The organism is Clostridium sp. CM038, from assembly GCF_055081105.1.
The window spans coordinates 717318-743497 of sequence record NZ_CM143651.1 but is presented as its reverse complement, the minus strand read 5'-3'; the positions used below and the strand labels follow the sequence as shown (position 1 = coordinate 743497).

Genomic DNA, 26180 nt, shown 5'->3' with positions numbered 1-26180 from the left:
AAACCATCCTGTCTATAAACAAAACTAGGACGTAACTACCGTTTTAGGTAGCTTTTTTTGTATGAGGGTAGATTATGCCCTTTTTTATTTGCAAAAAATTATAAACATGAAAAATAAAATGATTTTTTCGAAATATTAAGGATATTAACATAAATATTAAGAGGAGTGAACCCATGTATATTTTAAAGACAGAACACAGCTTTGACAGTGCACATTTTCTTTCTGGTTATAAAGGAAAGTGTTCAAATATTCACGGACATAGATGGAAAGTTGAAGTTTACGTTCAATCAGAAACCTTGGCACAAGGCGGACAACTTGACGGCATGATAATAGATTTTGGTGATCTAAAAAAAGATGTTAAAGATATGGTAGATTCTTATGACCATGCCTTAATAGTGCAAGAAGATACCATGAGAAGCGAAACCTTAAATTGTCTAAAGCAAGATGGCTTTAATGTAATTCTGGTTGATTTTAGACCAACAGCTGAAAACTTTGCATCATTTTTTTTTGAACTAATGAAAGATAAAGGTTATCTTGTAAAAAAAACTACGGTTTATGAAACGCCTACTAATAGTGCATCATATGAAGAAAGCGGGGCACGTTAAAATGAAATACAAAGTAGTTGAAAAATTTATAAGTGTTAATGGAGAAGGTCCTCTGTCAGGACAACTAGTAGTATTTATAAGATTTGCAGGCTGTAATTTACATTGTAGCTATTGCGATACCACCTGGGCCAATAATGAAAATGTTCGTTATGACTTCATGACGCCTGTTGAGATATACAAATATATAAAATCTACTAAAATTAGAAATATAACCTTAACTGGTGGTGAGCCACTGCTTCAAGAAGGAATTATAGAACTATTACAAACGCTCTCTAGCGATAGATCGCTTCATGTTGAAATAGAAACTAATGGTAGTGTTATTTTAGATGAATTTTTAAGTATAGAAAATCCACCAAGCTTTAATATGGATTATAAATTACCTTCAAGTAATATGGAAGATAAAATGACTTTAAATAACTTTAAATATTTAAGTTATAAAGATACAGTTAAATTTGTATCTGGCAGCATGGAAGATTTACAAAAGGCCAAATTTATAATAGATAAATATGAGCTAACTAGCAAAACAAATGTATATATTAGTCCAGTATTCGGACAAATTGACCTAGAAGATATTGTAGAATTTATGAAGTATAATAAAATGAATGGTGTTAATCTTCAAGTACAACTTCATAAAATCATTTGGGATCCAAATAAGAGAGGTGTGTAAAATATGGCAATTGATACGAAAGCAATTGAAGAACATATAAAAGGTATTTTAATAGCAATAGGTGATGATCCTTCAAGGGAAGGCCTTAAAGATACCCCAACCCGTGTAGCTAAAATGTACGAAGAAGTATTCGCTGGCATGCGATATAGCAATGATGAAATTTCAAAAATGTTTAATACAACATTTGTTGATGATTTAATAGTTGAAGAAGGGTCTCGTGATATGGTAATAATGAAGGATATCCAAATCTTTAGTCATTGCGAACATCATTTAGCTTTAATGTATGATATGAAAGTTACAGTTGCATATGTTCCTACCAAAAAAATTATTGGTTTAAGTAAAATTGCAAGAATAGCTGATATGGTAGGTCGCAGATTACAGCTTCAAGAAAGAATAGGTACAGACATAGCTGAGATTATGCAGATGGTTACTAACTCACGCGATGTGGCTGTTATTATACAAGGTGAGCATGCCTGCATGACGACCCGTGGAGTAAAAAAGCCAGGCACTAAAACATTGTCAACTACTTTTAGGGGAAGATTTAATACTGATGTGATTTTAAATAATAAATTGATGATGCTTTATAGTAAATAAATAGAGGGTTTATAGTAAATAAGGGGAGGCGTATTAATTATGAATAGAGAAAAAGCAGTAGTAGTATTCAGTGGCGGACAAGATAGCACAACTTGTTTATTTTGGGCGCTCGCGAGATATAAAGAAGTTATAGCTGTATCTTTTGATTACGGTCAAAAACATATATTAGAACTCGAATGTGCAAAGGATATATGTAAAAAGCACGGCGTTGAGCATCATTTTTTAGACTTAAACCTATTAAACCAACTAGCACCAAATTCATTAACAAGAAAAGATATAGAGGTGGACACGTCAGCACCTAAAGATAGTGTACCTAATTCCTTCGTAGATGGAAGAAACTTATTATTCTTAAGTTTTGTAGCTGTGTTTGCAAAGCAAAGAGGTATAGGCAATATCATAACTGGTGTATCTCAAAGTGATTTTAGTGGATACCCAGATTGTAGAGATGTATTTATAAAATCTCTAAATGTTACCTTAAACTTAGCTATGGGTTATGATTTTGTAATTGAAACACCTTTAATGTGGATTAACAAGGCAGAAACTTGGAAAATGGCTTATGATTTAGGTGTACTTGATATAGTTAAAGAGGATACTTTAACTTGTTATAATGGAATAAAAGGTAATGGTTGTGGAGACTGCCCCTCTTGTAAACTAAGAAAAAATGGATATTTAGAATTCAAAGAAAAAAATCTATAAATATTATTTTATAGATTTTTTCTTTTGTTAACCAACTCATTCCTAGATATAATGATTAAATCTCCTATAAGTGTTCCAAAAAAAGAAATAAGGGTGTATACAAAACACCAAATTAGAAAACTTGAATTAAATACAGTAAAGATTACACTCAACAAACTCCAAAGTTAATCAGTAAAATAACAAGCATTTAATAGATTTAAATCGAAATCAATATAAAAAAAGATGTTCCTCAGTAGATATAATGAACATCTAGTGCTTTAATATACTACATAATAATCCATTACAGAAATTTCTTCAAATCCACAGGATTCATAAAGTCCAAGTGCATTTTTATTTGACCTAGAAACTTCAATAAAAATATTATCTACATTTTTATTATTTAATATATTAATGGCAGAATTTAAAATTTCTCGTCCATATCCCTTTCTTCGAAAATCTGGAATTACTCCAACTCCATAAATAAACCCCTCATTATCATTTATACAAATATGAATTTTACCTATAATTTCCCCATTAAGCTCAGCCATATAACTAATAAAATTATCATCCACATTAATTGACGGTTTTTCCATGTCCATTTTATCCTCTTTATCATGAGCATCTTTTTTAGGAGTTCCAAAATAAATAGAACTTTGCCTATCAATTTCAACCGCGTCTTCACTTGTTGATGCCAATCTAAGTTTAATTACATTGCTAGGAGTAGCCTCTAATACTTTCTTATTTAAGCACATTTTATACTCTGAACAACCATATTCTGCTCCAATGGAGTTAATAAATGCAAGGCCCGAAACCGATGTATGGTCACATATCATTAACACCTCTTGAGGACATATTCTTTGCCATTCTTCCTTAGCAATTAAATATAGTTTTTTAAAGATTCCTTTTCTACGAAAATTAGGGTGTACCATACCGCTTATTTCTACTGTAGCTCCTCCGAAATTGCATAAGCCTAAATAACCTACTAGAATTTCATTTTCATAATATAGGAACTCTCCAACAATTTTATTTTTTACATTTTTTTTTCTTTGGCGCATTTTAAGACCAAGTTCTAATTTCAAATTAATTTTTTGTTTTTCATAGCAAGCAGCTTCCAAACTTTTAATAGCTTCATATTCTTCTTCATTTAATTCCAACTTTATAGAAATTGTATGATGATAATTATCCATCGTTTTTCCCCCTAATTTAAAAAGAGCTTTCACGGAAACTCCTTAGCTCCTGTGATTACTCATTTTTAGTATCATTAATTTTTGTTGATTCCCCCACTTTTTTTGCATAAAACACTTGACAAGCCTGTAAAATTTTGCGGTCCTCCTCTTAAAGACATGTTTTAATAGGAGGATTATTTTATGCTTAAAAATTGGAGCTCTCATGCTGATTATCAGCAATTTATTATTTTAAATCTCTCATGTTTCTACAAAGCTTTTCCTAAAAAAATTATAGAACTTGAACCTTCTATCTCTAAGTTGTATTGCTTAGACTTAGATATTCTTAGAGAGATATTAAAACCTTATTATTCTAATATTGGTAGACCTGCAACTCTTCAACCTGAGATATTTCGTTCATTTTCTTTAATGCTTTTTCAAAAGGAAACAAGCATTACCAACTGGGTTAAAAAGATTCATGCCTGTGAGTTACTTGCAACCTGTATAGGCTGCACTAAAAATAATGTCCCATCACTTGGTGCTCATTATGATTTTATCTCTAGATTATGGCTTTCAAATCTGTCTACCGACAGGGTAAACCTAAAAAAAATATATTCGTATAAGAAGAAACCCTCTAAAATTAAGGCACCCGGGAAAAATAAAAAGCTTCCTAATAAAAAAACTGGTGTTGTTAAGAGAATTTCAGATTTTTTTGAAGCTGGTCGCTCATTTTCCCTAAGAGCCGAAAGGCTGCTTCAAAAAATATTCTCATTAGTTGCTGTAGAACCCTCTTTTAATCTTAACTTAATAGAAAAAGATAACCTTACAGTTGGCGGCGATGGTACTTGTGTTCACTGTAAGTCTTCTTACTATGGTTCTAAAGTTTGTGACTGCCGTGAAAATGGAATTTACGATTGCAAATGCCCTCGTAGACTTTCTGACATAAATGCTAATTGGGGTTGGGACAGCCATGAAAATCGTTGGTTTTATGGCTACACTCTCTATGCTTTATCTGTCTATAATAAAAAATATAAGATAGATCTACCTATTTATCTACGATTTGTAGAGGCAAGCAGACACGACAGTGTCACTGGAATAGTAGCATTAGCTGAATTTAGAGAACTGTTACCGCAGTTCACTATATCAAATTATGTTCTTGACTCAGCTAATGATAACTACCCTACATATGAATTATGTTCTAAATGGAACATTAATCCCTTTATTGATCTGAACTCCAAAAACAAAGGAAATTCAAAATATCCAGTTACTCTAGATATTAATGAAAAAGGATTTCCTATCTGTATTGGTGGCCATGAAATGGTCTATAACGGTTATGAAAAAAGTCGTTCACGCCTTAAATGGCGTTGCCCTTTAGTTTTAAAAAAGGTTGCTAGTTGCTCTTGCTGTGAACAGTGCTCACCTTCACCTTATGGGCGAGTAATCTACACTAAACCATCATGGGATTTGCGGTTGTTTACTCCTGTGCCTCGCGGCTCAAAACAATGGAAAACTATTTATAAAACTAGAACCTGCTCAGAACGTATAAACAATCGTATTCTAAATGATTATAAAATTCATACTTTACGAATACATGGTAAAAAACGTTATTCATTTATGACTATGATTGCTGGAATTAATATTCATCTAGATGCAAGACTTAAAGTTTCAGGTTTTAGTATTTTAAATTTATTAGAGTAGCTGTTTGACAATTAAGTACTTTTTTCTGAAAATTCCTGCATCGTGTAGGCTTGTTTGCTATACCTATTTTTATTCCTAACTGCTCTCTGAACATAAAAATTATAGCACTATAATGACTCTATACATAATTAAGTTTTACATATTAGTTTCCGTGACTACTCAAAAAGAGCTTTCACGGAAACTCCTTAGCTCCTGTGATTACTCATTTTTAGTATCATTAATTTTTGTTGATTCCCCCACTTTTTTTGCATAAAACACTTGACAAGCCTGTAAAATTTTGCGGTCCTCCTCTTAAAGACATGTTTTAATAGGAGGATTATTTTATGCTTAAAAATTGGAGCTCTCATGCTGATTATCAGCAATTTATTATTTTAAATCTCTCATGTTTCTACAAAGCTTTTCCTAAAAAAATTATAGAACTTGAACCTTCTATCTCTAAGTTGTATTGCTTAGACTTAGATATTCTTAGAGAGATATTAAAACCTTATTATTCTAATATTGGTAGACCTGCAACTCTTCAACCTGAGATATTTCGTTCATTTTCTTTAATGCTTTTTCAAAAGGAAACAAGCATTACCAACTGGGTTAAAAAGATTCATGCCTGTGAGTTACTTGCAACCTGTATAGGCTGCACTAAAAATAATGTCCCATCACTTGGTGCTCATTATGATTTTATCTCTAGATTATGGCTTTCAAATCTGTCTACCGACAGGGTAAACCTAAAAAAAATATATTCGTATAAGAAGAAACCCTCTAAAATTAAGGCACCCGGGAAAAATAAAAAGCTTCCTAATAAAAAAACTGGTGTTGTTAAGAGAATTTCAGATTTTTTTGAAGCTGGTCGCTCATTTTCCCTAAGAGCCGAAAGGCTGCTTCAAAAAATATTCTCATTAGTTGCTGTAGAACCCTCTTTTAATCTTAACTTAATAGAAAAAGATAACCTTACAGTTGGCGGCGATGGTACTTGTGTTCACTGTAAGTCTTCTTACTATGGTTCTAAAGTTTGTGACTGCCGTGAAAATGGAATTTACGATTGCAAATGCCCTCGTAGACTTTCTGACATAAATGCTAATTGGGGTTGGGACAGCCATGAAAATCGTTGGTTTTATGGCTACACTCTCTATGCTTTATCTGTCTATAATAAAAAATATAAGATAGATCTACCTATTTATCTACGATTTGTAGAGGCAAGCAGACACGACAGTGTCACTGGAATAGTAGCATTAGCTGAATTTAGAGAACTGTTACCGCAGTTCACTATATCAAATTATGTTCTTGACTCAGCTAATGATAACTACCCTACATATGAATTATGTTCTAAATGGAACATTAATCCCTTTATTGATCTGAACTCCAAAAACAAAGGAAATTCAAAATATCCAGTTACTCTAGATATTAATGAAAAAGGATTTCCTATCTGTATTGGTGGCCATGAAATGGTCTATAACGGTTATGAAAAAAGTCGTTCACGCCTTAAATGGCGTTGCCCTTTAGTTTTAAAAAAGGTTGCTAGTTGCTCTTGCTGTGAACAGTGCTCACCTTCACCTTATGGGCGAGTAATCTACACTAAACCATCATGGGATTTGCGGTTGTTTACTCCTGTGCCTCGCGGCTCAAAACAATGGAAAACTATTTATAAAACTAGAACCTGCTCAGAACGTATAAACAATCGTATTCTAAATGATTATAAAATTCATACTTTACGAATACATGGTAAAAAACGTTATTCATTTATGACTATGATTGCTGGAATTAATATTCATCTAGATGCAAGACTTAAAGTTTCAGGTTTTAGTATTTTAAATTTATTAGAGTAGCTGTTTGACAATTAAGTACTTTTTTCTGAAAATTCCTGCATCGTGTAGGCTTGTTTGCTATACCTATTTTTATTCCTAACTGCTCTCTGAACATAAAATTTATAGCACTATAATGACTCTATACATAATTAAGTTTTACATATTAGTTTCCGTGACTACTCAAAAATTCATATTTAAAGTATAATCTACATTTTAGTGTATCTCAATGCAAAAAACATATAAATCAGATGTATAAATTATTGATACATACGATTTATATGTTTTATTTTTATTTTTAATTCTTGCATTATATGTTACTACCCTAAATAAGACACTTTATCAACAATTTAAATTTAGATCCTACTACTATTTTTTTTTGCTATTCATATCTCTATATATAACCTTCCAAAAATGTCTAAGCGTATGTACCCATTCATAAAGAAAACCTGTTTTACAAAAGAAAAGCTCATCCTCTTTTGTTTTTACCTTCTGTTTAAATGGATAGTCGTTGAGATTTCCAGAATAACAAATAAACTTTTCCATAATGTCACAAATTTCTGTTGGTGTTATCTGATAGGGTTCTAATGAAGTAAGCTTGATCCCTCCTTGCCTTAATGCTTCCATGACAAATTCAGAACATATATATGTCTTGTAAACAGCATGCTTCTTATTAGAAATAATCCCAATAGCTTGAAGAAAATTATAGTAATATATCTCAGTATCATTATATATATCATATATGAATTTACTTATTAATTCATATTTTCTAACAGTTACTGGTATCCGATATACATTAATAGGAACATCTTTTTCAAGTCCTATGGTAAGCGTAAATGCACTTTCTCTCACTATACCTCCTACAAGGGGATTGCTAATTGAAAATCTACAAAAGGAATACATTTGAATTAAATTTTTATCCAGGCTAATTGATGCATGATTATATTTTTCTTTTAAAAATTTTCTAACTATCTTGCCTGTAGAAGTTGGTGTTCTTGAAATAACAATATAAATATATTTCCCCATTAACTCCTCCTTACAACTTCTAAATACATATCAATTCTTGAAGTATTACAATAATATTGTTTCCATATTATTCATTTATTATGTAATTTTTCAGTAAATTGTTAACCCTCCATATTTTTATTTTTTCCTGCAACTTACCATGTGGGTATAACTTTTAAATTCATGATGTATAATATACCTATACATAATAATTAATGAAGAGGTTATTACAATGAGAAAAGAATATATAAGTTATATAAACGATTTACCTATAAGCATTTCCCTTGAGAATATAAAGGATTATCCAATCCATTGGCATAATTCTATAGAAATAATCTTTGTGCTTGAGGGCACTATTAATGTACTTATAGAATCAGAGAATTATGAAGTATACGCACATGAGCTTGAAATCATAAATTGTGATGAACCCCATAGAATTTATTCAAATGAGAAAAATAAGGTTTTAATTTTTCACTTGGATTTTACATTTTTTGAAAAGTATTATGATGATATGAAAAATATTTATTTTTATACGAACTCTAGTAAAGAAGGTGCACAACATGAAGAAAAATATGATGTTTTAAGGCAATACCTATCTATACTAGCTTGCGAGGTAATACAAAAAAGTGAAAACTTTGACGATCATATAGATGCTGTTTTAGTAAAATTATTATTCCATTTAATAAATAACTTTCACTATCTTACTTATGAGAACGCTTTAAAAGAAAATGTAATGCAATTTCAGAGGTATCATAGAATCATCAAGTACATATATAATAACTACATGAATAAAATTACTTTACAGGATATAGCTAATCAAGAATACTTAAGTTCTTACTATTTATGTCATCAAATAAAAGACATCTCTGGAACAACTTTTAAAGATTTAGTAAATAATGTTCGAGTAGATGAATCTATTAAACTACTATTAGATACTGATAAAACAATCTCAGATATTTCTTTGGATGTTGGCTTTTCTCATGCTAGGTATTATAATAAGAGCTTTAAAGATTACTACAAGTGTACTCCTCTGCAATTCAGAAAAAAATATCATATACCAGAGGAAGAATTTGATAGCTTTAAAAAAGTAGAAACTTATGATTTATCTAGCTCACTTCAGTATTTATCTTATTATTTAGAGGACTATGATAGATTTAACTATACTAACAAAATTATAAAACTCCAAACAGATTTCGCATACCCAAGCACAGAATTACAACATAAATGGAAGAAAAAAATAAATTTAGGACAAGCAAAAGAACTTATTAAAGCACGGGAACAAGGATATTTAAGAGCTATTCAAGATGCTATAGGTTTTAAAAATGGTATAGTTCAAAACCTATTTGGAAAAGAAATGAAAATATATTTCAATGAGAATGTAAGGTTTTTAAACTGGAATGAAGTTGAAAAACTTTTAGAATTCTTAATGGATATATCCCTTGTACCATTAATAATTTTGAATCAGACTTTTGAAGATAAAAGTTCTTTCATAAAACTTTTAGAAAGCTTTATACTATATTTTGCTAATATATATGGAATTGAGGTAGTAAAGCTGTGGAAATTCCAAGCCTCAAAGGATTTATCTGTAGAGTACATAAATATTACTCGCGAAATTTTTGTAAAATATAAATTGCAAAATTTAATAGAGGATCCTTTTAATGTTCCTAAAGCTATAAATACTATTTATGATTCTTCCTATATGCTTCCATATATTATTCATAATTTTATTAACAACAATAGCAGTCTGCTCACCCTAAAAGCTTTTGATACCGTGGAGGAGAACTCAATTTTAAACAACGAATTGTTTTTTGGTTCACCAGGCCTACTTACTTTAGATGGTATAAAGAAAGCTTCCTACTACGCTTATTATTTATTATCAAAACTAGGAAATGAGGTTGTAGACCAAGGTGATGGATATATTATCACAAGGCAAGATGAAGATATCCAGGTCTTACTTTACAGTTACAGTGATGAACTTAATACCCTGATTAAGTTAGAGGATTTATCTAAAGGTAAGGGTAGTAAAAATATTACTGAAAGAAAAATATCATTATCCATTAAAAATTTAGTGCATGACTATAAAGTTATTAAATATGAAATTGGAGAAAAAGTTGGATCAGCTTACGATATTTGGTTACGCATGGGTAAGCCGAAAAGACTGGGTTATGATGAATGGAAAATTCTAACTAAGATTTCTGCTCCCAATATTTCTTTATCTTTTGCAAAAAAAACTGCAGTTTATAATAACATAATAAAGATTGAAGGCTATGGTTCTACCTTAATAGTTCTTCAAGAAGTACAAAAACACCTGTTTTAAGGTGTTTTTTTGTTATTTAAGTATTATCCATTCTCACATGTCAGCAACTTTGTACTTTTTATGTAGCAATTGTGTGAATGTTAAAATATTCATAACAGCGTATAATAATATTAAGGAAACAAATTGATTAAGGAGAAGTGGATTTCATGACAATGAGTAGCGTCACAGAAAGCAATAAAATGTTTGGCGAGGAAAAAATCTGGAAACTGTTATTAAAATTTTCCGTGCCAGCAATAATTTCTTTAATGGTAGCAGAAATGTACAACATGGTAGATTCTATGTTTTTGGGACAATCAATAGGAGCTAATGCAATCGGTGCTTTAACCATAGCCTTTCCAATTCAAAGATTATTTTTAGCTATATCTATGCTTATAGCCATTGGTGCTTCTACCGCCGTTGCAAGAAGCTGTGGAGACGAGGATTTTGAAAATTTAAGAATTATTATACCTAATGCTATAGTTCTAATGTTTATAATAATATCTGTGTTTAGTTTTAGCATTTTTATTTTTCAAGATAAAATTTTACTTAGCTTAGGTGCTTCGCAAAATACATTTCCTCTTGCAAAAGATTATGTAAGTATAATATTAATGGGAGTTTTATTTCAATCCTTTACATTAATTGCATCTTATATTATAACTGCTTTTGGAAACACTAAAATAGTTTTATTAAGTACTTCTATTGGAGCAATTTGTAATGTAATTATAGATTATTTCCTAGTAAATATATTTTCATATGGAGTAAAGGGAGCTGCTATCGCAACAGTAATATCTCAGATAATCGCTTTTATATATGTTTTAATTGTATTTATAAAAATAAAAAAGGGATTAAAATTTTCTTTTAAATTAACCCTTAATAAAGCAGTATCAATTGGAATAATATGTGTTGGGTTTTCAACCTTTATAATAGAGATATCAGATGCCGTAGTCGCTGCTATCTTAAACAATTTACTAGCCTCTTATGGCGGAGATTTGGCCATCGTAACAGTTGGTTTAACTACAAGAGTTTCAATGTTTTTGTTTATGACGATTATGGGTATAAGTTCAGCTATGCAACCTATAGCCGCATATAATTATGGTGCTGGAAATTATACAAGATTAAAAGAAGTTGTTAAAACATCTATAATTGCAGTATCTGTAAGTTCAACTTTATTATGGGCAATATTCATGATCTTTTCAAAACAACTTATAGGATTATTTATAAATGATCCTGCCATTATACAACAGACAGCAAAGGCTTTTAAAGTAGTTATAGCTGTATTCCCTTGCATTGGAGTATATTATTTATCAATCGCCTATTGCCAAGCTATAAATAGAGTTAAAGCCTCTTTAAAATTATCTATTTTTAGACAACTAATAGTATTTATTCCACTAGTATATGCCTTTGTAAGTGGTTTGGATATGGGTGTATTTGGAGCATGGCTTGCTTATCCTGTATCGGACATGATATCCTTCATTACAGCTGCTATATTCATTAAATATACTTATATTTCTTTAGAAATACTAGAGATGCATCAAATTTTCAAGAATAATAAGACTAAACTTAGACTTGCTAATGCAACTATTTAATATTTTATATTTCCAGTAAAAGTCGATGTATAAATTATTACATCGACTTTTAACTAAGCTTTCCTTATTTCACCTTCTTTTATCATTTTTATATCCCCATAAAAGTGCAATTTATTATCAATCACAATGATTCCATCGCCATCATTACATGTATAAACTGTATTGCCCGTATTGTTAGAATACTCCTTTAAATCCTCTAAATAATGACTGTGATGATTCCAATGCGGCATAAAGTCAAAATCAACTAGATCTAAAGATGATAAATCTGATAATCCAACTATATCTTCATCACCAAATTGTGCAGCTGATATGTCTTTTGCCATCATTATTGCCCCTGCGCTTAATCCTATAACATAACCTCCATTTTCAACATACCTTCTAAGTCTAGTTATAAAATATCTTTTCTTTAAGCTATTTAAAAAATAATAGGTATTCCCTGATGATAGATATATTACTTCCGATTTAAATATTTTATCTATTTTTTCTATATTACAAAAATAATCTATATCAAAATAATTAAATTCGAAGTTCCCATATTCACTTAACTTATTTTTTGTTTTTTCAAAACACTTTAAATTTCTATCAGTCATTGAAGGTATATAGCTTAAAGTATATTTTTTATCTAAAAATAATTCTTTCATCTTTTTTTTCAAAAAAACATTATCTTTTTCAGTAAAATCGCTTAGCAGAACCAATGCTCCCATATCATCATCTCACTTCCATATTTTTCCCTTAAGTCTATACTTTTGATAACTTCTAATTATATGTTTCATTTATTTTATATATTATACCTTATTTTTCAAAACCTAGACATTTGTATAGATTTATTGCTTTTTCATTAGCCATAGGTGCACTTCTAAATCTTTGACTTCTTATACTTTTTCAACTCGTGATGCTATTCTATTCTATACAACTACATCTTGACACCTTATGTAATTCTAAATGCTAGCCTTATTATAAAATTGACGCCAAGTTATCTCCCAATATATATATATTGTTAATTTTTGCTTAAAATATAATTTGTTGTATGTTGACAATCTAGATAATATATGTATAATTAGTGTTAACTATAATGGAAAAGAAAAGTAATTGTAATTTCAATTTAAAGATAACCAATAAGTTTACCTTTCATCCTATTATAGGATGATAGGTTTTTTTATTTTTAATTAAATTATCACGTACATTGCTTCACTTTTATAAGAAAGGATGATTAAAATGGATTATATAAAACTATCAGATTTACTGCTACCTAACATAACCACAACTCCAGAACACTATAGAGAGTTTTATCCAAAAAGAAATCTTAAACCTAATGCTATGGTTACAAGATATGCCCCAAGCCCTACTGGATTCCAGCATCTTGGAGGTGTATTTGCGGCTCTTATATCTGAAAGACTAGCTCATCAAAGCGAAGGAATATTTTATCTTAGAGTAGAGGATACTGACAAAAAGAGAGAGGTTGCTGGCGCCATTGAAGACACCACTAACACTCTAAGGGATTTTGGAATTCTTTTTGATGAAGGAGTTGTAGATTCTGATAATGAAAAGGGTACATATGGACCTTATAAACAAAGCGACAGAATTAGTATATATCATGCTTTTGTAAAATCACTAATAAAAAAAGGATTAGCTTACCCTTGCTTTTGCACTGAAGAAGCTTTAGATAACACAAGGAAAACTCAACAAGAACTTAAAATTAATACAGGGTATCATGGAAAATGGGCTATTCACAGAAATTCTAGTCTTGATGAAATTAATTCTGAGTTATCAAAGGGCACACCTTATGTTATAAGACTTAGATCTCCTGAAGAATCAGGTCGAAGAGTAGTTTGTAATGATTTAATTAAAGGGACTATAAGTATGCCAGAAAACGACCAAGACATTGTGATCCTTAAAACTAATGGGATTCCAACATATCATTTTGCACATGCAGTAGATGATTATTTAATGGGAACAACCCATGTAATCCGTGGTGAAGAGTGGCTTTCGTCTCTTCCTATACATTTGCAACTATTTGAAATGTTAGGATGTACTCCTCCAGAATACGCTCATATACCTACAATTATGAAAATGGATGGGACATCAAAACGTAAGCTCAGTAAAAGAAACGACCCTGAAATTTCCGTAGATTTTTATAAATCTCAAGGTTATCCTTTTATAGCTGTAACTGAGTACCTTGTAAATCTTATTAACTCTAATTTTCAAGAGTGGAGAGATACCCATGAAGATGAACCTTGCACAAACTTTAATATCACCCTTGAAAACATGAGCAAAAGTGGAGCTCTATTTGATATTTTAAAACTTAATGATATTAGTAAAAATGTTATAGCCACTATGGATGCATCCACCGTATACGACCTTTATCTTAATTGGGCTAAACATTATGATACTACAATTGCAAATGAACTAATTGAAAATGAAGATTATTCTAAAAAAATATTTAATATTGAAAGAGAAAATGAAAAGCCAAGAAAAGATTTTGTAAAATGGTTAGATGTAAAAGAACATATTGAATATTTCTTTGATGATCTTTATAAAAACAGCATAAAAGGTAGTTACAATTTCCCTACCCATATACCAATGGATGAGGTAAGAAGAGTACTTACTAGCTATATAGATGTATATGATCATTCCCATGATAATGACACCTGGTTTGCAACCCTTAAAGCGCTAGCACTCGAACTTGGGTATGCAAAAAATGCTAAAACTTATAAAAAGAACCCAGATTTATTTATAGGTCAACTATCAGATGTTGCCACAATAGTAAGGGTAGCAATAACCAATAAAACACAAACTCAAGATTTACATGAAGTAATGCAGGTTATGGGTGAAAACCGTGTTATTGAAAGATTAAGTCAAAATTTTATTTAAGAAATAAAATTGCCACCTACATGTAGGTGGCAATTTTTATAGTCTTTTAAATTCACAACAAATGCATAACACGTCATTATTAATATCCGCTATTATGACTGCATTCATTTTCTCTACTAATGTTTTTACAATAGAAAGTCCAAGTCCTGTTCCTTTTTCTGAGCGGGTTTTGTCTGCCATGTAAAATCTGTCAAAAATCTTTTCTACATCTTCCACAGATAAATTTATAACTGTGTTTGTTATTTTTAATAATACCACATTTGAGTTGGTTTCTAAATAAATCGATACATTATCTCTTGCGTATTTAATAGCATTACTTAACAGATTTTCAATTATTCGCTCTAAAGATTTTTTTTCTGCTCTTATATAAATGTTTTGATTTGGTATTTGTATATTGGGCTTCAAATTTCTACTTGTAAAATCACTATACTTGCCAAGTAATATTTCTTGCAATATATTAGTGATATTTATTTTTTCAAGATTCAATTCAAAATCTTGGGATTCAACTAAAGATAGTTCATAAAAATCATTTAATAAGCTTTCAAGAGATTTAGTCCTCTGCTCCGATATGTTTAAATATTCCACTCTTTCTTCATCACTTATATTATCTAGTTTTAAAAATTGAATATATCCTTTTATTGATGTTAATGGCGTTCTAAGGTCGTGTGACATATTTGCAATGTTTTGTTTTAGATCATTCTGAAATTTAATTTTGCTTGCTTCACATTGTTTTCTCATATTTATAGTGTCATTAATAACTTTAGTTAATGCTTCAATTTCTGGATTTATAAGACCTATAGTTATTTTTTTATCTATATTGTTTTCATTGATATCTATAAGCTGATTTGTTACACTTATTACTTGCTTTTTCATATAAAATAAGCGAGCAAACAAAATCACTGATGCAACTAATAGTCCTACAATTATAAATATCACTTTATCTCCCACCTTTGCTATATATGTTTTTTTCTAAAATCACTTAATCTCTGCTTTGTTAAAAAAATACACACTTAATAATGTTGAAACTACTATTGTTGTTATAGAGATTCCTATTATTTTAAACCCCTGTGAAAATTCAACATAATCCGTGTCCAAAAACAATGATTGGCCAAATATAGTTTTATTTAAAATTTTAATAATAAGGTATTTTCGAAAAATTAAACCTCTGCAAACTCTATTAACTGTATCTACTAAAATAAACGCTCCCACTGTAATTATGCTATTTCTAGCTATAAATGATATTAAAACTGCAATACTTCCTATGCCAATATATATAAGAACCATAAGAAACGATAATTCAAGTATAAATGCAAGTGAATTCAAAGTAAATACCTCACCATATCCGTTCATAATAGTGTTTATTATAGTAATTAAAATTGGAGACGTTAAACTTATAATTGCGATTCCAACATAATAAGATATACTTTTTGCTATAACAATATCCCGTCTTTTATGTCCACAAGCAATTAAATTTTTTATACATCCAGTGCTAAATTCATCGCCTATATAACATGCCGCAAACGCGCCTATTAGCATGTATAATGCTATAAATTCTTGTGCACCAAACACCTGTAATAGCACCTGTTTTCCCGTCATTTCCTTACTAAATGTTATAGGACACAAAATTGATTGAACTACCATTAATACTAATATCAACTTGAATGTTTTTGATGTTTTCAATTTGTAAAATTCAACTTTTAATAAATTAAGCATTTAATGCACCACCTATTACTTTAGTAAAGTAAGCTTCTAAGTCATCTCCCATAGGCATAATTTCTTCTACTGAAATTCCTTCCCCTGAAAGGACCTTCGACACTTTCCCTGCATTATCTACATAATCATATAATTTAATAATATTATTAGGTAAAACCTGAAAATTCGTTGTTTGTAACTTTGTATTTAACACAACTGATGCTTTAGCAGCATCGTCTACTTTAATGTGAATAAGTTTTTTACATTTATCCTCTAATTCACTATCTGTAATTTGTTCTATGAGTTTACCATTATGAATTATTCCATAGCAATTTACCAGTTGATGAAGTTCTGCTAATATGTGACTAGATATTAACATTGTAACTCCATTTTCAATGTTTAGCTTTTTTAATAACTCCCTTATCTGTATTATTGCAATAGGGTCTAATCCATTAATAGGCTCATCTAACATTAAAAATTCTGGTTCACTAAGAAGTGCCATTGCTATTCCTAATTTTTGTTTAATGCCTTTAGAAAAATTTCTCACCTTTTTATTCTTTAAATCTACTAATCCTACATCATTTAAAACTTTTTCTATACACTCTTTTCCTGGTATACCCTTTTGAATCCTTTCAATTTCTAAATTTTCATAAGCAGTCTTATTAACATAAATTCCAGGTATTTCTATTAAGCACCCCATGCGCCTTCGACTAGCTTGTATATTACTTTCATCACTTTTCCCAAATAACTCCAAACTTCCCCTATCCTTTACGCAAAGGCCAGCTATAACCCTCATTAATGTGGTTTTACCCGCTCCATTTAATCCAATAATCCCATATATCTGCCCCTTCTTAATAGTCATATCAACAGTATCTAGCACCTTTATTCCTTTATATATCTTTGAAACTGCTGTAGTTTTTACTATTACATTATTCATAATGTGCTGCACCCTTTCTTTACATATTTTTTTTATTAATTATAATGCAAGTTGCTATAAGAAATATAGACCCACTAATAAGCATCACTATTGACTGATTAAAATTGTATTTCAAATGATAAAATCCTATATTAGCATTGTAAAATGGTGAATTTCTTATAACACCTTTTAATGTTTCATTTTTGCTTGATGATAGTGCCTGTGCCAGTAGTACCAAAATCAAATCAAAATACAAGACATAAGTAATTATGCCAGTAAATATTCCATTAGCTGTGCAGGCTGAAACCAGCAATATAAAAGAACCTATTGTAAATTCATAAATTAAAAACACATACAAATTATTTCCTAAGATTTTAATATTTAATAAATTTGAAGTGCCTTGTCCACCATATATACTAAATATAACTGCTACAATTTCATAAAATATAAGATAAACTAAAGCCATCATACAAAAGCTAATCAATTTTGAAATAATTATTTCACTTCTACTAAATATACCAGTAAAAATTATTCTATCAGTCTTATTTTCAAATTCCTGTGCTAATGAAAAACAGAAACTAGTCAACCATATATATGGAATAGCCGTAAGTACTACAAAAGAAATATATGTTGATTTATCTATTATTAAAAGCAAAAGGAATATAGGTATAAGGATAACCACACTAATTACTATGTTTTTAATGAAGTTTTTTCTTTTCATTTCCAAGGTAAGAACATTTAATATTCTTTTCAAATCTAATCCCTCCATTATTATAACATTTGACGAAAATAGCCATCAAATCATCACCTTCGGTGCTGCAATATTAACGACTTCTGAAGGAGATTTAGACTCCCACTGAGGTTTTATTTTTGTTATAGCATGTAACTCCCACTTATAGAATTGGGAGACTTTCCTTCTGAAATGTCGTTAAACAATACTCCCTCTATTTAATCCCCCTTTTATTTATAGAGCTTTCACGGAAACTCCTTAGATCCTGTGATTACTCATTTTTAGTATCATTAATTTTTGTTGATTCCCCCACTTTTTTTGCATAAAACACTTGACAAGCCTGTAAAATTTTGCGGTCCTCCTCTTAAAGACATGTTTTAATAGGAGGATTATTTTATGCTTAAAAATTGGAGCTCTCATGCTGATTATCAGCAATTTATTATTTTAAATCTCTCATGTTTCTACAAAGCTTTTCCTAAAAAAATTATAGAACTTGAACCTTCTATCTCTAAGTTGTATTGCTTAGACTTAGATATTCTTAGAGAGATATTAAAACCTTATTATTCTAATATTGGTAGACCTGCAACTCTTCAACCTGAGATATTTCGTTCATTTTCTTTAATGCTTTTTCAAAAGGAAACAAGCATTACCAACTGGGTTAAAAAGATTCATGCCTGTGAGTTACTTGCAACCTGTATAGGCTGCACTAAAAATAATGTCCCATCACTTGGTGCTCATTATGATTTTATCTCTAGATTATGGCTTTCAAATCTGTCTACCGACAGGGTAAACCTAAAAAAAATATATTCGTATAAGAAGAAACCCTCTAAAATTAAGGCACCCGGGAAAAATAAAAAGCTTCCTAATAAAAAAACTGGTGTTGTTAAGAGAATTTCAGATTTTTTTGAAGCTGGTCGCTCATTTTCCCTAAGAGCCGAAAGGCTGCTTCAAAAAATATTCTCATTAGTTGCTGTAGAACCCTCTTTTAATCTTAACTTAATAGAAAAAGATAACCTTACAGTTGGCGGCGATGGTACTTGTGTTCACTGTAAGTCTTCTTACTATGGTTCTAAAGTTTGTGACTGCCGTGAAAATGGAATTTACGATTGCAAATGCCCTCGTAGACTTTCTGACATAAATGCTAATTGGGGTTGGGACAGCCATGAAAATCGTTGGTTTTATGGCTACACTCTCTATGCTTTATCTGTCTATAATAAAAAATATAAGATAGATCTACCTATTTATCTACGATTTGTAGAGGCAAGCAGACACGACAGTGTCACTGGAATAGTAGCATTAGCTGAATTTAGAGAACTGTTACCGCAGTTCACTATATCAAATTATGTTCTTGACTCAGCTAATGATAACTACCCTACATATGAATTATGTTCTAAATGGAACATTAATCCCTTTATTGATCTGAACTCCAAAAACAAAGGAAATTCAAAATATCCAGTTACTCTAGATATTAATGAAAAAGGATTTCCTATCTGTATTGGTGGCCATGAAATGGTCTATAACGGTTATGAAAAAAGTCGTTCACGCCTTAAATGGCGTTGCCCTTTAGTTTTAAAAAAGGTTGCTAGTTGCTCTTGCTGTGAACAGTGCTCACCTTCACCTTATGGGCGAGTAATCTACACTAAACCATCATGGGATTTGCGGTTGTTTACTCCTGTGCCTCGCGGCTCAAAACAATGGAAAACTATTTATAAAACTAGAACCTGCTCAGAACGTATAAACAATCGTATTCTAAATGATTATAAAATTCATACTTTACGAATACATGGTAAAAAACGTTATTCATTTATGACTATGATTGCTGGAATTAATATTCATCTAGATGCAAGACTTAAAGTTTCAGGTTTTAGTATTTTAAATTTATTAGAGTAGCTGTTTGACAATTAAGTACTTTTTTCTGAAAATTCCTGCATCGTGTAGGCTTGTTTGCTATACCTATTTTTATTCCTAACTGCTCTCTGAACATAAAATTTATAGCACTATAATGACTCTATACATAATTAAGTTTTACATATTAGTTTCCGTGACTACTCTTATAATAAACATTGAAGATGCTAAAAAAATAACGCCATAAACTACAGCTATTAATAATTCGTATCTATTGGCTCCTCCCAATGTTAAATTCATTGTGCAATCTGTCCAAATGTAAAAAGGTGTTTTAGCGTAAATTGAAATTTTTTCAATAAATAATGGTTCCCTAAAGACTTTAATTATCAATCCAGCATTATAAAAATTTATAGCACTTAAAAATAATATAATAAGCAAAATGCTTTTCTTTTCGCTAAAAGTAATAGAAATTATAAGAATCATTAGCGATCCCATTGAAAATGTTACCGCACTATAAGTAATAATTATTTGTAAATGATTTATGCTTAAAAATCCAGAAATTCCTATTTTGCTATATTGTAATATAGCTACCAATAAACAATTTAATTCCACTAATATTGAAACAAATACAGATAACATAATTAGTGACATTATTTTAGAAAACATTATTTCAACTCTTGTAAAAACTCCTGTAAAGAGGGTTCTAGTAGTATTAGATCTTATATCATTTCGAAGAATTGACACACTCATATATAATATTGCAATAAATAGAAACCGCCCAAATTCAGAAGTATGATCTATAATTTGAAATGATTTCATTGATCTTATCTGAACTAAAACAACCCACATAATAGAATAAGCAAAAGCAGCTAAAATTAATAATATTGACTCTGTCGAACGTACTATATTTTTAACATTCAGGTAAGATAACTTTAATAACTTAAGCATTTTACTCATCTCCTATAGTCCTCAAATATTTTTCTTCTAAACTTTCCTTCACCTCATATACTCCTGTAAAAGGTATTTTTGCAGAGCTTACATCTAAAATTAAGCTTTCTAATTCAAAAGCTTTTATAGTTACATGAATAGTGTCTTCCCCTAAAATTTTATAAGTTAAATTTTTAGTTTCAAAAAGTGTTTTAAGTTCATGTAATTTACTAGTTTTAAAAGCAACAACATCATTATCTTTTTTAATTTTCTTTAAATTTTCAACCTTTATTAGCATGCCTTGTTGTATAAATGCAACTTTATCACACATAAGCTCAATCTCTGAAAGAATATGACTTGACATCAATACCGCTGTTTGTTTTTCCTCAGCTATGTACTTTATAAATTTCCTAAGCTGAGGCACTATTGCAGGATCTAATCCATTAGTAGGTTCATCTAATATTAATATAGGTGGATATGATAAAACTGCTTGGGCCACTCCTAATCTTTGCTTCATTCCCAATGAGTATTTTTTGACTTTCTTATCCATATAACCGTCAATACCTAATTTTTTAATAATTTCATCTATTTCTTTCTTATCTTCTAATCCAGATACCGCTGCGAAAAAAAGTAAATTTTCATAACCTGTTAAATCCGGATAAAAGCCTGGTGTTTCTATAACACAACCAATCCGTTTTGTCTTGCACCTTTTAATACTTTTTATATTTTCTCCTTTTATATAAACATCTCCATCATATTTTTTAACTAGACCCGTAATAATTTTCATTAACGTAGTCTTGCCTGCACCATTCGGACCTACAAGTCCAATAATTTCTCCTTCATTTATAGATAACTCTACTTTATCTAGCACCTTTTGCTTTCCATAAACTTTACTTATATTACTTAGCCTTAAAACTTCACTCACTTTAACTCCCCCAAATTTTTTATTTCTTATATATTTATCTTAATACTCAATGCATAAGAGAAATTAAAGAACTCCTTAAGAAAACCTTAAGAATAAAAAAATAACTAGTATATTTACTAGTTATTTTTTATGATATTTTATATCCCATACCCCATATTGTTTCTATGTATTGTTCATTAGGATTTGCCTTATGTAATTTATTTCTTATATTACTCATATGAACATTAATTGTATTGTCATCTCCTAAATACTCACTTTCCCAAACACTTTCAAATAAATTAGCTTTACTAAATACTTTTTTAGTGTGAGACAGAAACAACTCAAGTATTGTAAATTCTCTAGCTGTTAATATTAACTCCTGGTTATTTACAATAACTTCTTTAGTTTCTTTGTTTAGAACTATATCTTTATATGTTAAATTCCGCTCACAATTATCACTATTATTAAAATCCATATATCTTCTAATATTTGCTTCAACCCTAGCTGAAACCTCCCCTATATCAAAAGGCTTTGTAATATAATCATCTGCTCCTAGCTTTAGCATATCTATTTTATCTTGTTTATCTATTTTCGCTGAAATCACAATTACTGGCATTTGCTTAATTTCCCTTATACCCTTTAATACTTCGTCTCCATTCATTCCAGGCAACATTAAATCAAGTAGTACCAATTGAAAATCATTGTTTTCAATATACATCATAGCCTCTGTACCTGAATAAGCTTGTCTTACGTTATAATTATCTTTTTGCAAAAGTCTAGCTAACATACTATTTATATAATCATCATCTTCTATCACTAATATATTAATATCCTTATTCATACTCCACCCCCAATCTGCAACCTTTATACCACCTATTTCATTATGTATTTATTGTTTTTTTAAGGGTATCCGGAAGGTTACCCTTATACTATATCATGATTTATACTTTTTTATTTTAAATATTACCATTAAATCTTCTACGGAGCTGCAACAGCTTCGCAGAAGGTGCATTGACGACTTCAAAAGGAGATTTATACTCCGACTGAAGTTTTCTATTTGTTAGGGTAAGTAACTCCTACTTATAGTAGGTACTCTTGCTTATAGAAGTGGGAGACTTTCCTTCTGAAATGTCATTAAAAATTATGTACTTACACTCTCTTATTTTTATCATAATTAACATTTGCAGTTACCTTCATCTCTTAATATATTGAATATTTGATATATTTATGTTGACAAATTCACTTAAAAATATTAGTATATGAGTATAAAGATTATGTACGGGTTACAAAATAATATATGTAGAGGGAGTAACTTCCTGTTTTTTTTAGCAGGTTCAAAGTCGTCACCACGGATTAAATCCCGGCTTTGATAACTTCTAAAGTTTAGTAAGACTCTACAATTGATATAACTATCAATTGTAGAGTCTTTTTGTTTTGCCCTGTTATTATAATCAATAGTTTTATATCTATTTTTATTAGCTATTTTTCATTTAATAGTAATAAAACAGAGATAGTGCTTACACTATCCTACTTTGAGAAGGGGGACAATAATGAAAATATTTTATAATCAAACATCAAAAGAAGTGATGAGCACTCTGGGGGTTAATGACAAAGGACTAGATGACCTTGCAATAAAAAACAGGCGGGAAGAACAGGGCTTTAATGAATTAACTGAAACTGCTAGAAAAAGTCACATACAGGTGTTTTTAGATCAGTTCAAGGACTTTTTAGTATTAATACTTATAGGCGCTGCAATAATATCAGCCTTTCTTTCAAAGTTTGAGAGTACCCTTGTTATAATTGTAGTTGTTGTTATAAATGCGATTCTTGGAACTCTTCAGCACATTAAAGCAGAACAATCTTTAAAAAGCCTTCAGGCTCTTTCTTCTCCCACAGCCAAGGTTCTAAGAAATGGTCAAAAGCTAGAAATCCCCTCAAAGGAATTGCTGGTTGGAGATATCTTATATTTAGATGCAGGAGACTATGTAAGTGCTGATGGAAGAATAATTGAAAACTACAGTCTTCAGGTAAATGAAAGTTCTTTAACAGGTGAGTCAGAAAGCGTTTTAAAAACAACAAATATAATAAATGAGGATAATGTATCAATTGGTGATAAAAAAAATATGGTGTTTTCCGGAAGTTTTATAACCTATGGAAGAGCTGTTGTTTTAGTTACATCTATTGGAATGAAAACAGAACTAGGTAAAATAGCTAACCTTTTAGAAACTGCAAAGGAAAAGAGGACTCCATTACAAGTTAATTTGGATAACTTTGGTAAAAAACTTGCCTTTGTTATACTTGCAATATCAACTCTTATTTTCGCTCTCAATATATTTAGAGACTATGCAATTATTGACTCCTTCATGTTTGCTGTATCTCTTGCTGTTGCTGCAATACCTGAAGCCTTAAGCTCAATAGTAACAATAGTTCTTGCCATTGGAACCCAAAAAATGTCTCATGAAAATGCTGTTGTAAGAAAGCTTCATGCAGTTGAAAGCTTGGGAAGCATTTCAGTGATATGCTCAGATAAAACTGGGACGCTAACACAGAATAAAATGACTGTACAAAAGGTATATGTTGATGAAAAAGTATTGTCTCATGATGAACTTGACCATGATAATCTTTTGGAAAAGAATCTTGTACTAATGGCGCTATTATGTAATGATGCTGTAACTATTAAAGACAAAGAGATTGGTGATCCCACTGAAGTTGCACTTGTAAACCTAGGTGAATTATACGATTTGGATGAGCTAGATATCAGAAAAGACTATCCAAGAGCTTTCGAGGTACCCTTTGATTCCGATAGAAAACTAATGAGTACAGCAAATAAACTTAAAGACAAAACCTTTATGATAACCAAGGGTGCACTTGATGTACTTTTATTAAGGACAATAACTATTGTTACATCAAGTGGAGTTAAAACCCTCACTGATGATGATAAAACGGAAATTGAAAGGGTAAATAGGGAATTTTCTGAAAGTGGACTCAGAGTTTTAGCTTTTGCTTATAAAGAAATAGAAAATGGAAAAACAATTGATACATGCGATGAAAATGACTTGACATTTGTAGGTCTAATTTCCATGATGGATCCTCCAAGAGCGGAATCTAAAGTCGCAGTTGCAGAATGTATCAAGGCTGGCATTAAGCCAGTAATGATAACTGGAGATCATAAAATAACCGCTTCTGCCATAGCTAAACAAATAGGTATATTAAATAATGGATCTGTTGCTATAGAAGGCTATGAAATTGATTCCTTAAATGATGAAGAGCTTAAATCTAAGGTAGAAAATATTTCTGTATATGCAAGAGTATCCCCTGAACATAAGATAAGAATAGTAAGAGCATGGCAAGAAAGAGGAAATGTAGTGGCAATGACCGGTGATGGTGTAAATGATGCCCCTGCTTTAAAACAAGCAGACATTGGTATAGCTATGGGAATAACGGGTACTGAGGTTGCTAAAGATGCTGCTTCTATAGTACTTATGGATGATAACTTTTCAACCATTGTAAAGGCAATTTCCAATGGCAGAAGTATATATTCAAACATAAAAAATTCAATCAAATTTTTATTATCTGGAAATTCTGCCGCTGTAATCTCGGTGCTTTATACTTCACTTGCAGCGCTTCCAATGCCTTTTGCACCAGTGCACCTTTTGTTTATCAATTTGGTTACAGATAGCCTTCCAGCTATTGCAATAGGACTTGAGCCTCATAATAAAAATATAATGGATGAAAAACCTAGAAATAAAAACTCACCTATATTAAATAAATCCTTTTCAATAGAAGTACTACTTGAAGGGTTACTAATTGCACTATGTACAATGACAGCGTTCCATATAGGATTATCCACCGGTGATACTGTGGTTGCAAGCACAATGGCCTTTGCAACACTGTGTTTATCAAGACTGCTCCATGGATCTAACTCTAGGTCACAAGAATCAATATTTAGAATAGGAGTTTTCTCAAATAAATATTTATGGATTGCCACTATATTAGGTTATTTACTTTTAGAATTTGTTTTAAGCTTTAAGCCATTTATGGGAGTTTTCGAAGTAGCTACTTTAACAATAACCCAACGTGCTATGATATATGGACTCTCCCTTATGCCTCTAATTCTTATTCAAATATATAAACTATTATTTGTAAGAGCTCATACGTAATATACTAAACTATACAAGGGACGGTTAATAACTTCTAGTAAAGTTATTAACCG

At 30.6% G+C, this 26180-nt stretch carries 21 protein-coding genes; 11 read left to right on the top strand and 10 right to left on the bottom strand.

What is annotated here, in order from left to right:
* Positions 1-173: 173 nt before the first annotated feature.
* From queD to queC, 4 genes are read left to right on the top strand one after another with little or no spacing between them, the layout of a single operon-like run.
* On the top strand, positions 174-605 hold the full coding sequence (queD, locus tag ACWJKS_RS03370; RefSeq protein ID WP_216302734.1) for a 6-carboxytetrahydropterin synthase QueD: 432 nt from the start codon (positions 174-176) through the stop codon (positions 603-605).
* A gap of 1 nt (position 606) precedes the next feature.
* A complete protein-coding gene (queE, locus tag ACWJKS_RS03365) occupies positions 607-1272 on the top strand; it encodes a putative 7-carboxy-7-deazaguanine synthase QueE (RefSeq protein ID WP_462960444.1) in 666 nt (221 codons plus the stop codon).
* A gap of 3 nt (positions 1273-1275) precedes the next feature.
* Positions 1276-1866, top strand: a complete 591-nt coding sequence (folE, locus tag ACWJKS_RS03360) for a GTP cyclohydrolase I FolE (RefSeq protein ID WP_462960443.1) — start codon at positions 1276-1278, stop codon at positions 1864-1866.
* 39 nt (positions 1867-1905) lie between these two features.
* Entirely contained in the window at positions 1906-2562 is a 657-nt protein-coding gene (gene queC / locus ACWJKS_RS03355) for a 7-cyano-7-deazaguanine synthase QueC (RefSeq protein WP_462960442.1), read from the top strand.
* Positions 2563-2819: 257 nt separating this feature from the next.
* Here queC and ACWJKS_RS03350 read toward each other — a convergent pair whose 3' ends face one another.
* Complete coding sequence (locus ACWJKS_RS03350) at positions 2820-3728, bottom strand: GNAT family N-acetyltransferase (protein ID WP_462960441.1); 909 nt, start codon at positions 3726-3728, stop codon at positions 2820-2822.
* 180 nt (positions 3729-3908) lie between these two features.
* Between ACWJKS_RS03350 and ACWJKS_RS03345 the strand changes: the two genes are divergently transcribed.
* On the top strand, positions 3909-5402 hold the full coding sequence (locus ACWJKS_RS03345; protein ID WP_462959674.1) for a hypothetical protein: 1494 nt from the start codon (positions 3909-3911) through the stop codon (positions 5400-5402).
* 323 nt (positions 5403-5725) lie between these two features.
* Positions 5726-7219, top strand: a complete 1494-nt coding sequence (locus ACWJKS_RS03340; protein WP_462959674.1) for a hypothetical protein — start codon at positions 5726-5728, stop codon at positions 7217-7219.
* Positions 7220-7564: 345 nt separating this feature from the next.
* Here the strand turns inward: ACWJKS_RS03340 and ACWJKS_RS03335 are convergent, their stop codons facing one another.
* On the bottom strand, positions 7565-8221 hold the full coding sequence (locus ACWJKS_RS03335) for a hypothetical protein (RefSeq protein ID WP_462960440.1): 657 nt from the start codon (positions 8219-8221) through the stop codon (positions 7565-7567).
* Between the two features lie 211 nt (positions 8222-8432).
* On the opposite strand from ACWJKS_RS03335, the gene ACWJKS_RS03330 reads away from it, so the two are divergent.
* On the top strand, positions 8433-10517 hold the full coding sequence (locus ACWJKS_RS03330) for a helix-turn-helix domain-containing protein (RefSeq protein WP_462960439.1): 2085 nt from the start codon (positions 8433-8435) through the stop codon (positions 10515-10517).
* Between the two features lie 146 nt (positions 10518-10663).
* Positions 10664-12082, top strand: a complete 1419-nt coding sequence (locus ACWJKS_RS03325) for an MATE family efflux transporter (protein WP_216302726.1) — start codon at positions 10664-10666, stop codon at positions 12080-12082.
* Positions 12083-12135: 53 nt separating this feature from the next.
* On the opposite strand, the gene ACWJKS_RS03320 is transcribed toward ACWJKS_RS03325, so the two are convergent.
* The gene (locus ACWJKS_RS03320) at positions 12136-12786 is read right to left on the bottom strand and encodes a Type 1 glutamine amidotransferase-like domain-containing protein (RefSeq protein ID WP_216302725.1); all 651 of its coding nucleotides are present in this window, start codon (positions 12784-12786) and stop codon (positions 12136-12138) included.
* Positions 12787-13297: 511 nt separating this feature from the next.
* On the opposite strand from ACWJKS_RS03320, the gene gltX reads away from it, so the two are divergent.
* Positions 13298-14953: a glutamate--tRNA ligase gene (gene gltX, locus ACWJKS_RS03315; RefSeq protein ID WP_216302724.1), complete on the top strand. Its 1656-nt coding sequence runs from the start codon at positions 13298-13300 to the stop codon at positions 14951-14953.
* Positions 14954-14989: 36 nt separating this feature from the next.
* Here gltX and ACWJKS_RS03310 read toward each other — a convergent pair whose 3' ends face one another.
* The 4 genes from ACWJKS_RS03310 to ACWJKS_RS03295 are packed head-to-tail and all read right to left on the bottom strand — an operon-like array spanning position 14990 to position 18315.
* Positions 14990-15889, bottom strand: coding sequence for a sensor histidine kinase (locus tag ACWJKS_RS03310; RefSeq protein ID WP_462960438.1), 900 nt, complete (start codon positions 15887-15889; stop codon positions 14990-14992).
* A 39-nt stretch (positions 15890-15928) separates the two neighbouring features.
* Positions 15929-16666: an ABC transporter permease gene (locus ACWJKS_RS03305; protein ID WP_220319920.1), complete on the bottom strand. Its 738-nt coding sequence runs from the start codon at positions 16664-16666 to the stop codon at positions 15929-15931.
* A complete protein-coding gene (locus ACWJKS_RS03300) occupies positions 16659-17582 on the bottom strand; it encodes an ATP-binding cassette domain-containing protein (RefSeq protein WP_216302721.1) in 924 nt (307 codons plus the stop codon). The genes ACWJKS_RS03305 and ACWJKS_RS03300 overlap by 8 nt, the downstream gene beginning before the upstream one ends.
* 19 nt (positions 17583-17601) lie before the next feature.
* A complete protein-coding gene (locus ACWJKS_RS03295) occupies positions 17602-18315 on the bottom strand; it encodes a hypothetical protein (RefSeq protein ID WP_216302720.1) in 714 nt (237 codons plus the stop codon).
* 372 nt (positions 18316-18687) lie between these two features.
* Between ACWJKS_RS03295 and ACWJKS_RS03290 the strand changes: the two genes are divergently transcribed.
* Positions 18688-20181, top strand: a complete 1494-nt coding sequence (locus ACWJKS_RS03290) for a hypothetical protein (protein ID WP_462959674.1) — start codon at positions 18688-18690, stop codon at positions 20179-20181.
* Positions 20182-20316: 135 nt separating this feature from the next.
* On the opposite strand, the gene ACWJKS_RS03285 is transcribed toward ACWJKS_RS03290, so the two are convergent.
* The 3 genes from ACWJKS_RS03285 to ACWJKS_RS03275 all read right to left on the bottom strand — a co-directional run bounded on the left by ACWJKS_RS03285 (position 20317) and on the right by ACWJKS_RS03275 (position 22808).
* On the bottom strand, positions 20317-21084 hold the full coding sequence (locus tag ACWJKS_RS03285; protein ID WP_462960437.1) for a hypothetical protein: 768 nt from the start codon (positions 21082-21084) through the stop codon (positions 20317-20319).
* 1 nt (position 21085) lies between these two features.
* Positions 21086-21988: an ABC transporter ATP-binding protein gene (locus ACWJKS_RS03280; RefSeq protein ID WP_462960436.1), complete on the bottom strand. Its 903-nt coding sequence runs from the start codon at positions 21986-21988 to the stop codon at positions 21086-21088.
* A gap of 127 nt (positions 21989-22115) precedes the next feature.
* Positions 22116-22808: a response regulator transcription factor gene (locus tag ACWJKS_RS03275; protein WP_462958751.1), complete on the bottom strand. Its 693-nt coding sequence runs from the start codon at positions 22806-22808 to the stop codon at positions 22116-22118.
* Between the two features lie 709 nt (positions 22809-23517).
* Here ACWJKS_RS03275 and ACWJKS_RS03270 point away from each other — a divergent pair.
* On the top strand, positions 23518-26127 hold the full coding sequence (locus ACWJKS_RS03270; RefSeq protein ID WP_462960435.1) for a cation-translocating P-type ATPase: 2610 nt from the start codon (positions 23518-23520) through the stop codon (positions 26125-26127).
* The last annotated feature ends 53 nt before the right edge of the window (positions 26128-26180 follow it).

Coding starts and splice junctions, on each gene's coding strand:
- queD (WP_216302734.1), top strand. CDS start 174: ATGTATATTTTAAAGACAGAACACAGCTTTGACAGTGCACATTTTCTT.
- queE (WP_462960444.1), top strand. CDS start 607: ATGAAATACAAAGTAGTTGAAAAATTTATAAGTGTTAATGGAGAAGGT.
- folE (WP_462960443.1), top strand. CDS start 1,276: ATGGCAATTGATACGAAAGCAATTGAAGAACATATAAAAGGTATTTTA.
- queC (WP_462960442.1), top strand. CDS start 1,906: ATGAATAGAGAAAAAGCAGTAGTAGTATTCAGTGGCGGACAAGATAGC.
- ACWJKS_RS03350 (WP_462960441.1), bottom strand. CDS start 3,728: ATGGATAATTATCATCATACAATTTCTATAAAGTTGGAATTAAATGAA.
- ACWJKS_RS03345 (WP_462959674.1), top strand. CDS start 3,909: ATGCTTAAAAATTGGAGCTCTCATGCTGATTATCAGCAATTTATTATT.
- ACWJKS_RS03340 (WP_462959674.1), top strand. CDS start 5,726: ATGCTTAAAAATTGGAGCTCTCATGCTGATTATCAGCAATTTATTATT.
- ACWJKS_RS03335 (WP_462960440.1), bottom strand. CDS start 8,221: ATGGGGAAATATATTTATATTGTTATTTCAAGAACACCAACTTCTACA.
- ACWJKS_RS03330 (WP_462960439.1), top strand. CDS start 8,433: ATGAGAAAAGAATATATAAGTTATATAAACGATTTACCTATAAGCATT.
- ACWJKS_RS03325 (WP_216302726.1), top strand. CDS start 10,664: ATGACAATGAGTAGCGTCACAGAAAGCAATAAAATGTTTGGCGAGGAA.
- ACWJKS_RS03320 (WP_216302725.1), bottom strand. CDS start 12,786: ATGGGAGCATTGGTTCTGCTAAGCGATTTTACTGAAAAAGATAATGTT.
- gltX (WP_216302724.1), top strand. CDS start 13,298: ATGGATTATATAAAACTATCAGATTTACTGCTACCTAACATAACCACA.
- ACWJKS_RS03305 (WP_220319920.1), bottom strand. CDS start 16,666: ATGCTTAATTTATTAAAAGTTGAATTTTACAAATTGAAAACATCAAAA.
- ACWJKS_RS03300 (WP_216302721.1), bottom strand. CDS start 17,582: ATGAATAATGTAATAGTAAAAACTACAGCAGTTTCAAAGATATATAAA.
- ACWJKS_RS03290 (WP_462959674.1), top strand. CDS start 18,688: ATGCTTAAAAATTGGAGCTCTCATGCTGATTATCAGCAATTTATTATT.
- ACWJKS_RS03285 (WP_462960437.1), bottom strand. CDS start 21,084: ATGCTTAAGTTATTAAAGTTATCTTACCTGAATGTTAAAAATATAGTA.
- ACWJKS_RS03275 (WP_462958751.1), bottom strand. CDS start 22,808: ATGAATAAGGATATTAATATATTAGTGATAGAAGATGATGATTATATA.
- ACWJKS_RS03270 (WP_462960435.1), top strand. CDS start 23,518: ATGAAAATATTTTATAATCAAACATCAAAAGAAGTGATGAGCACTCTG.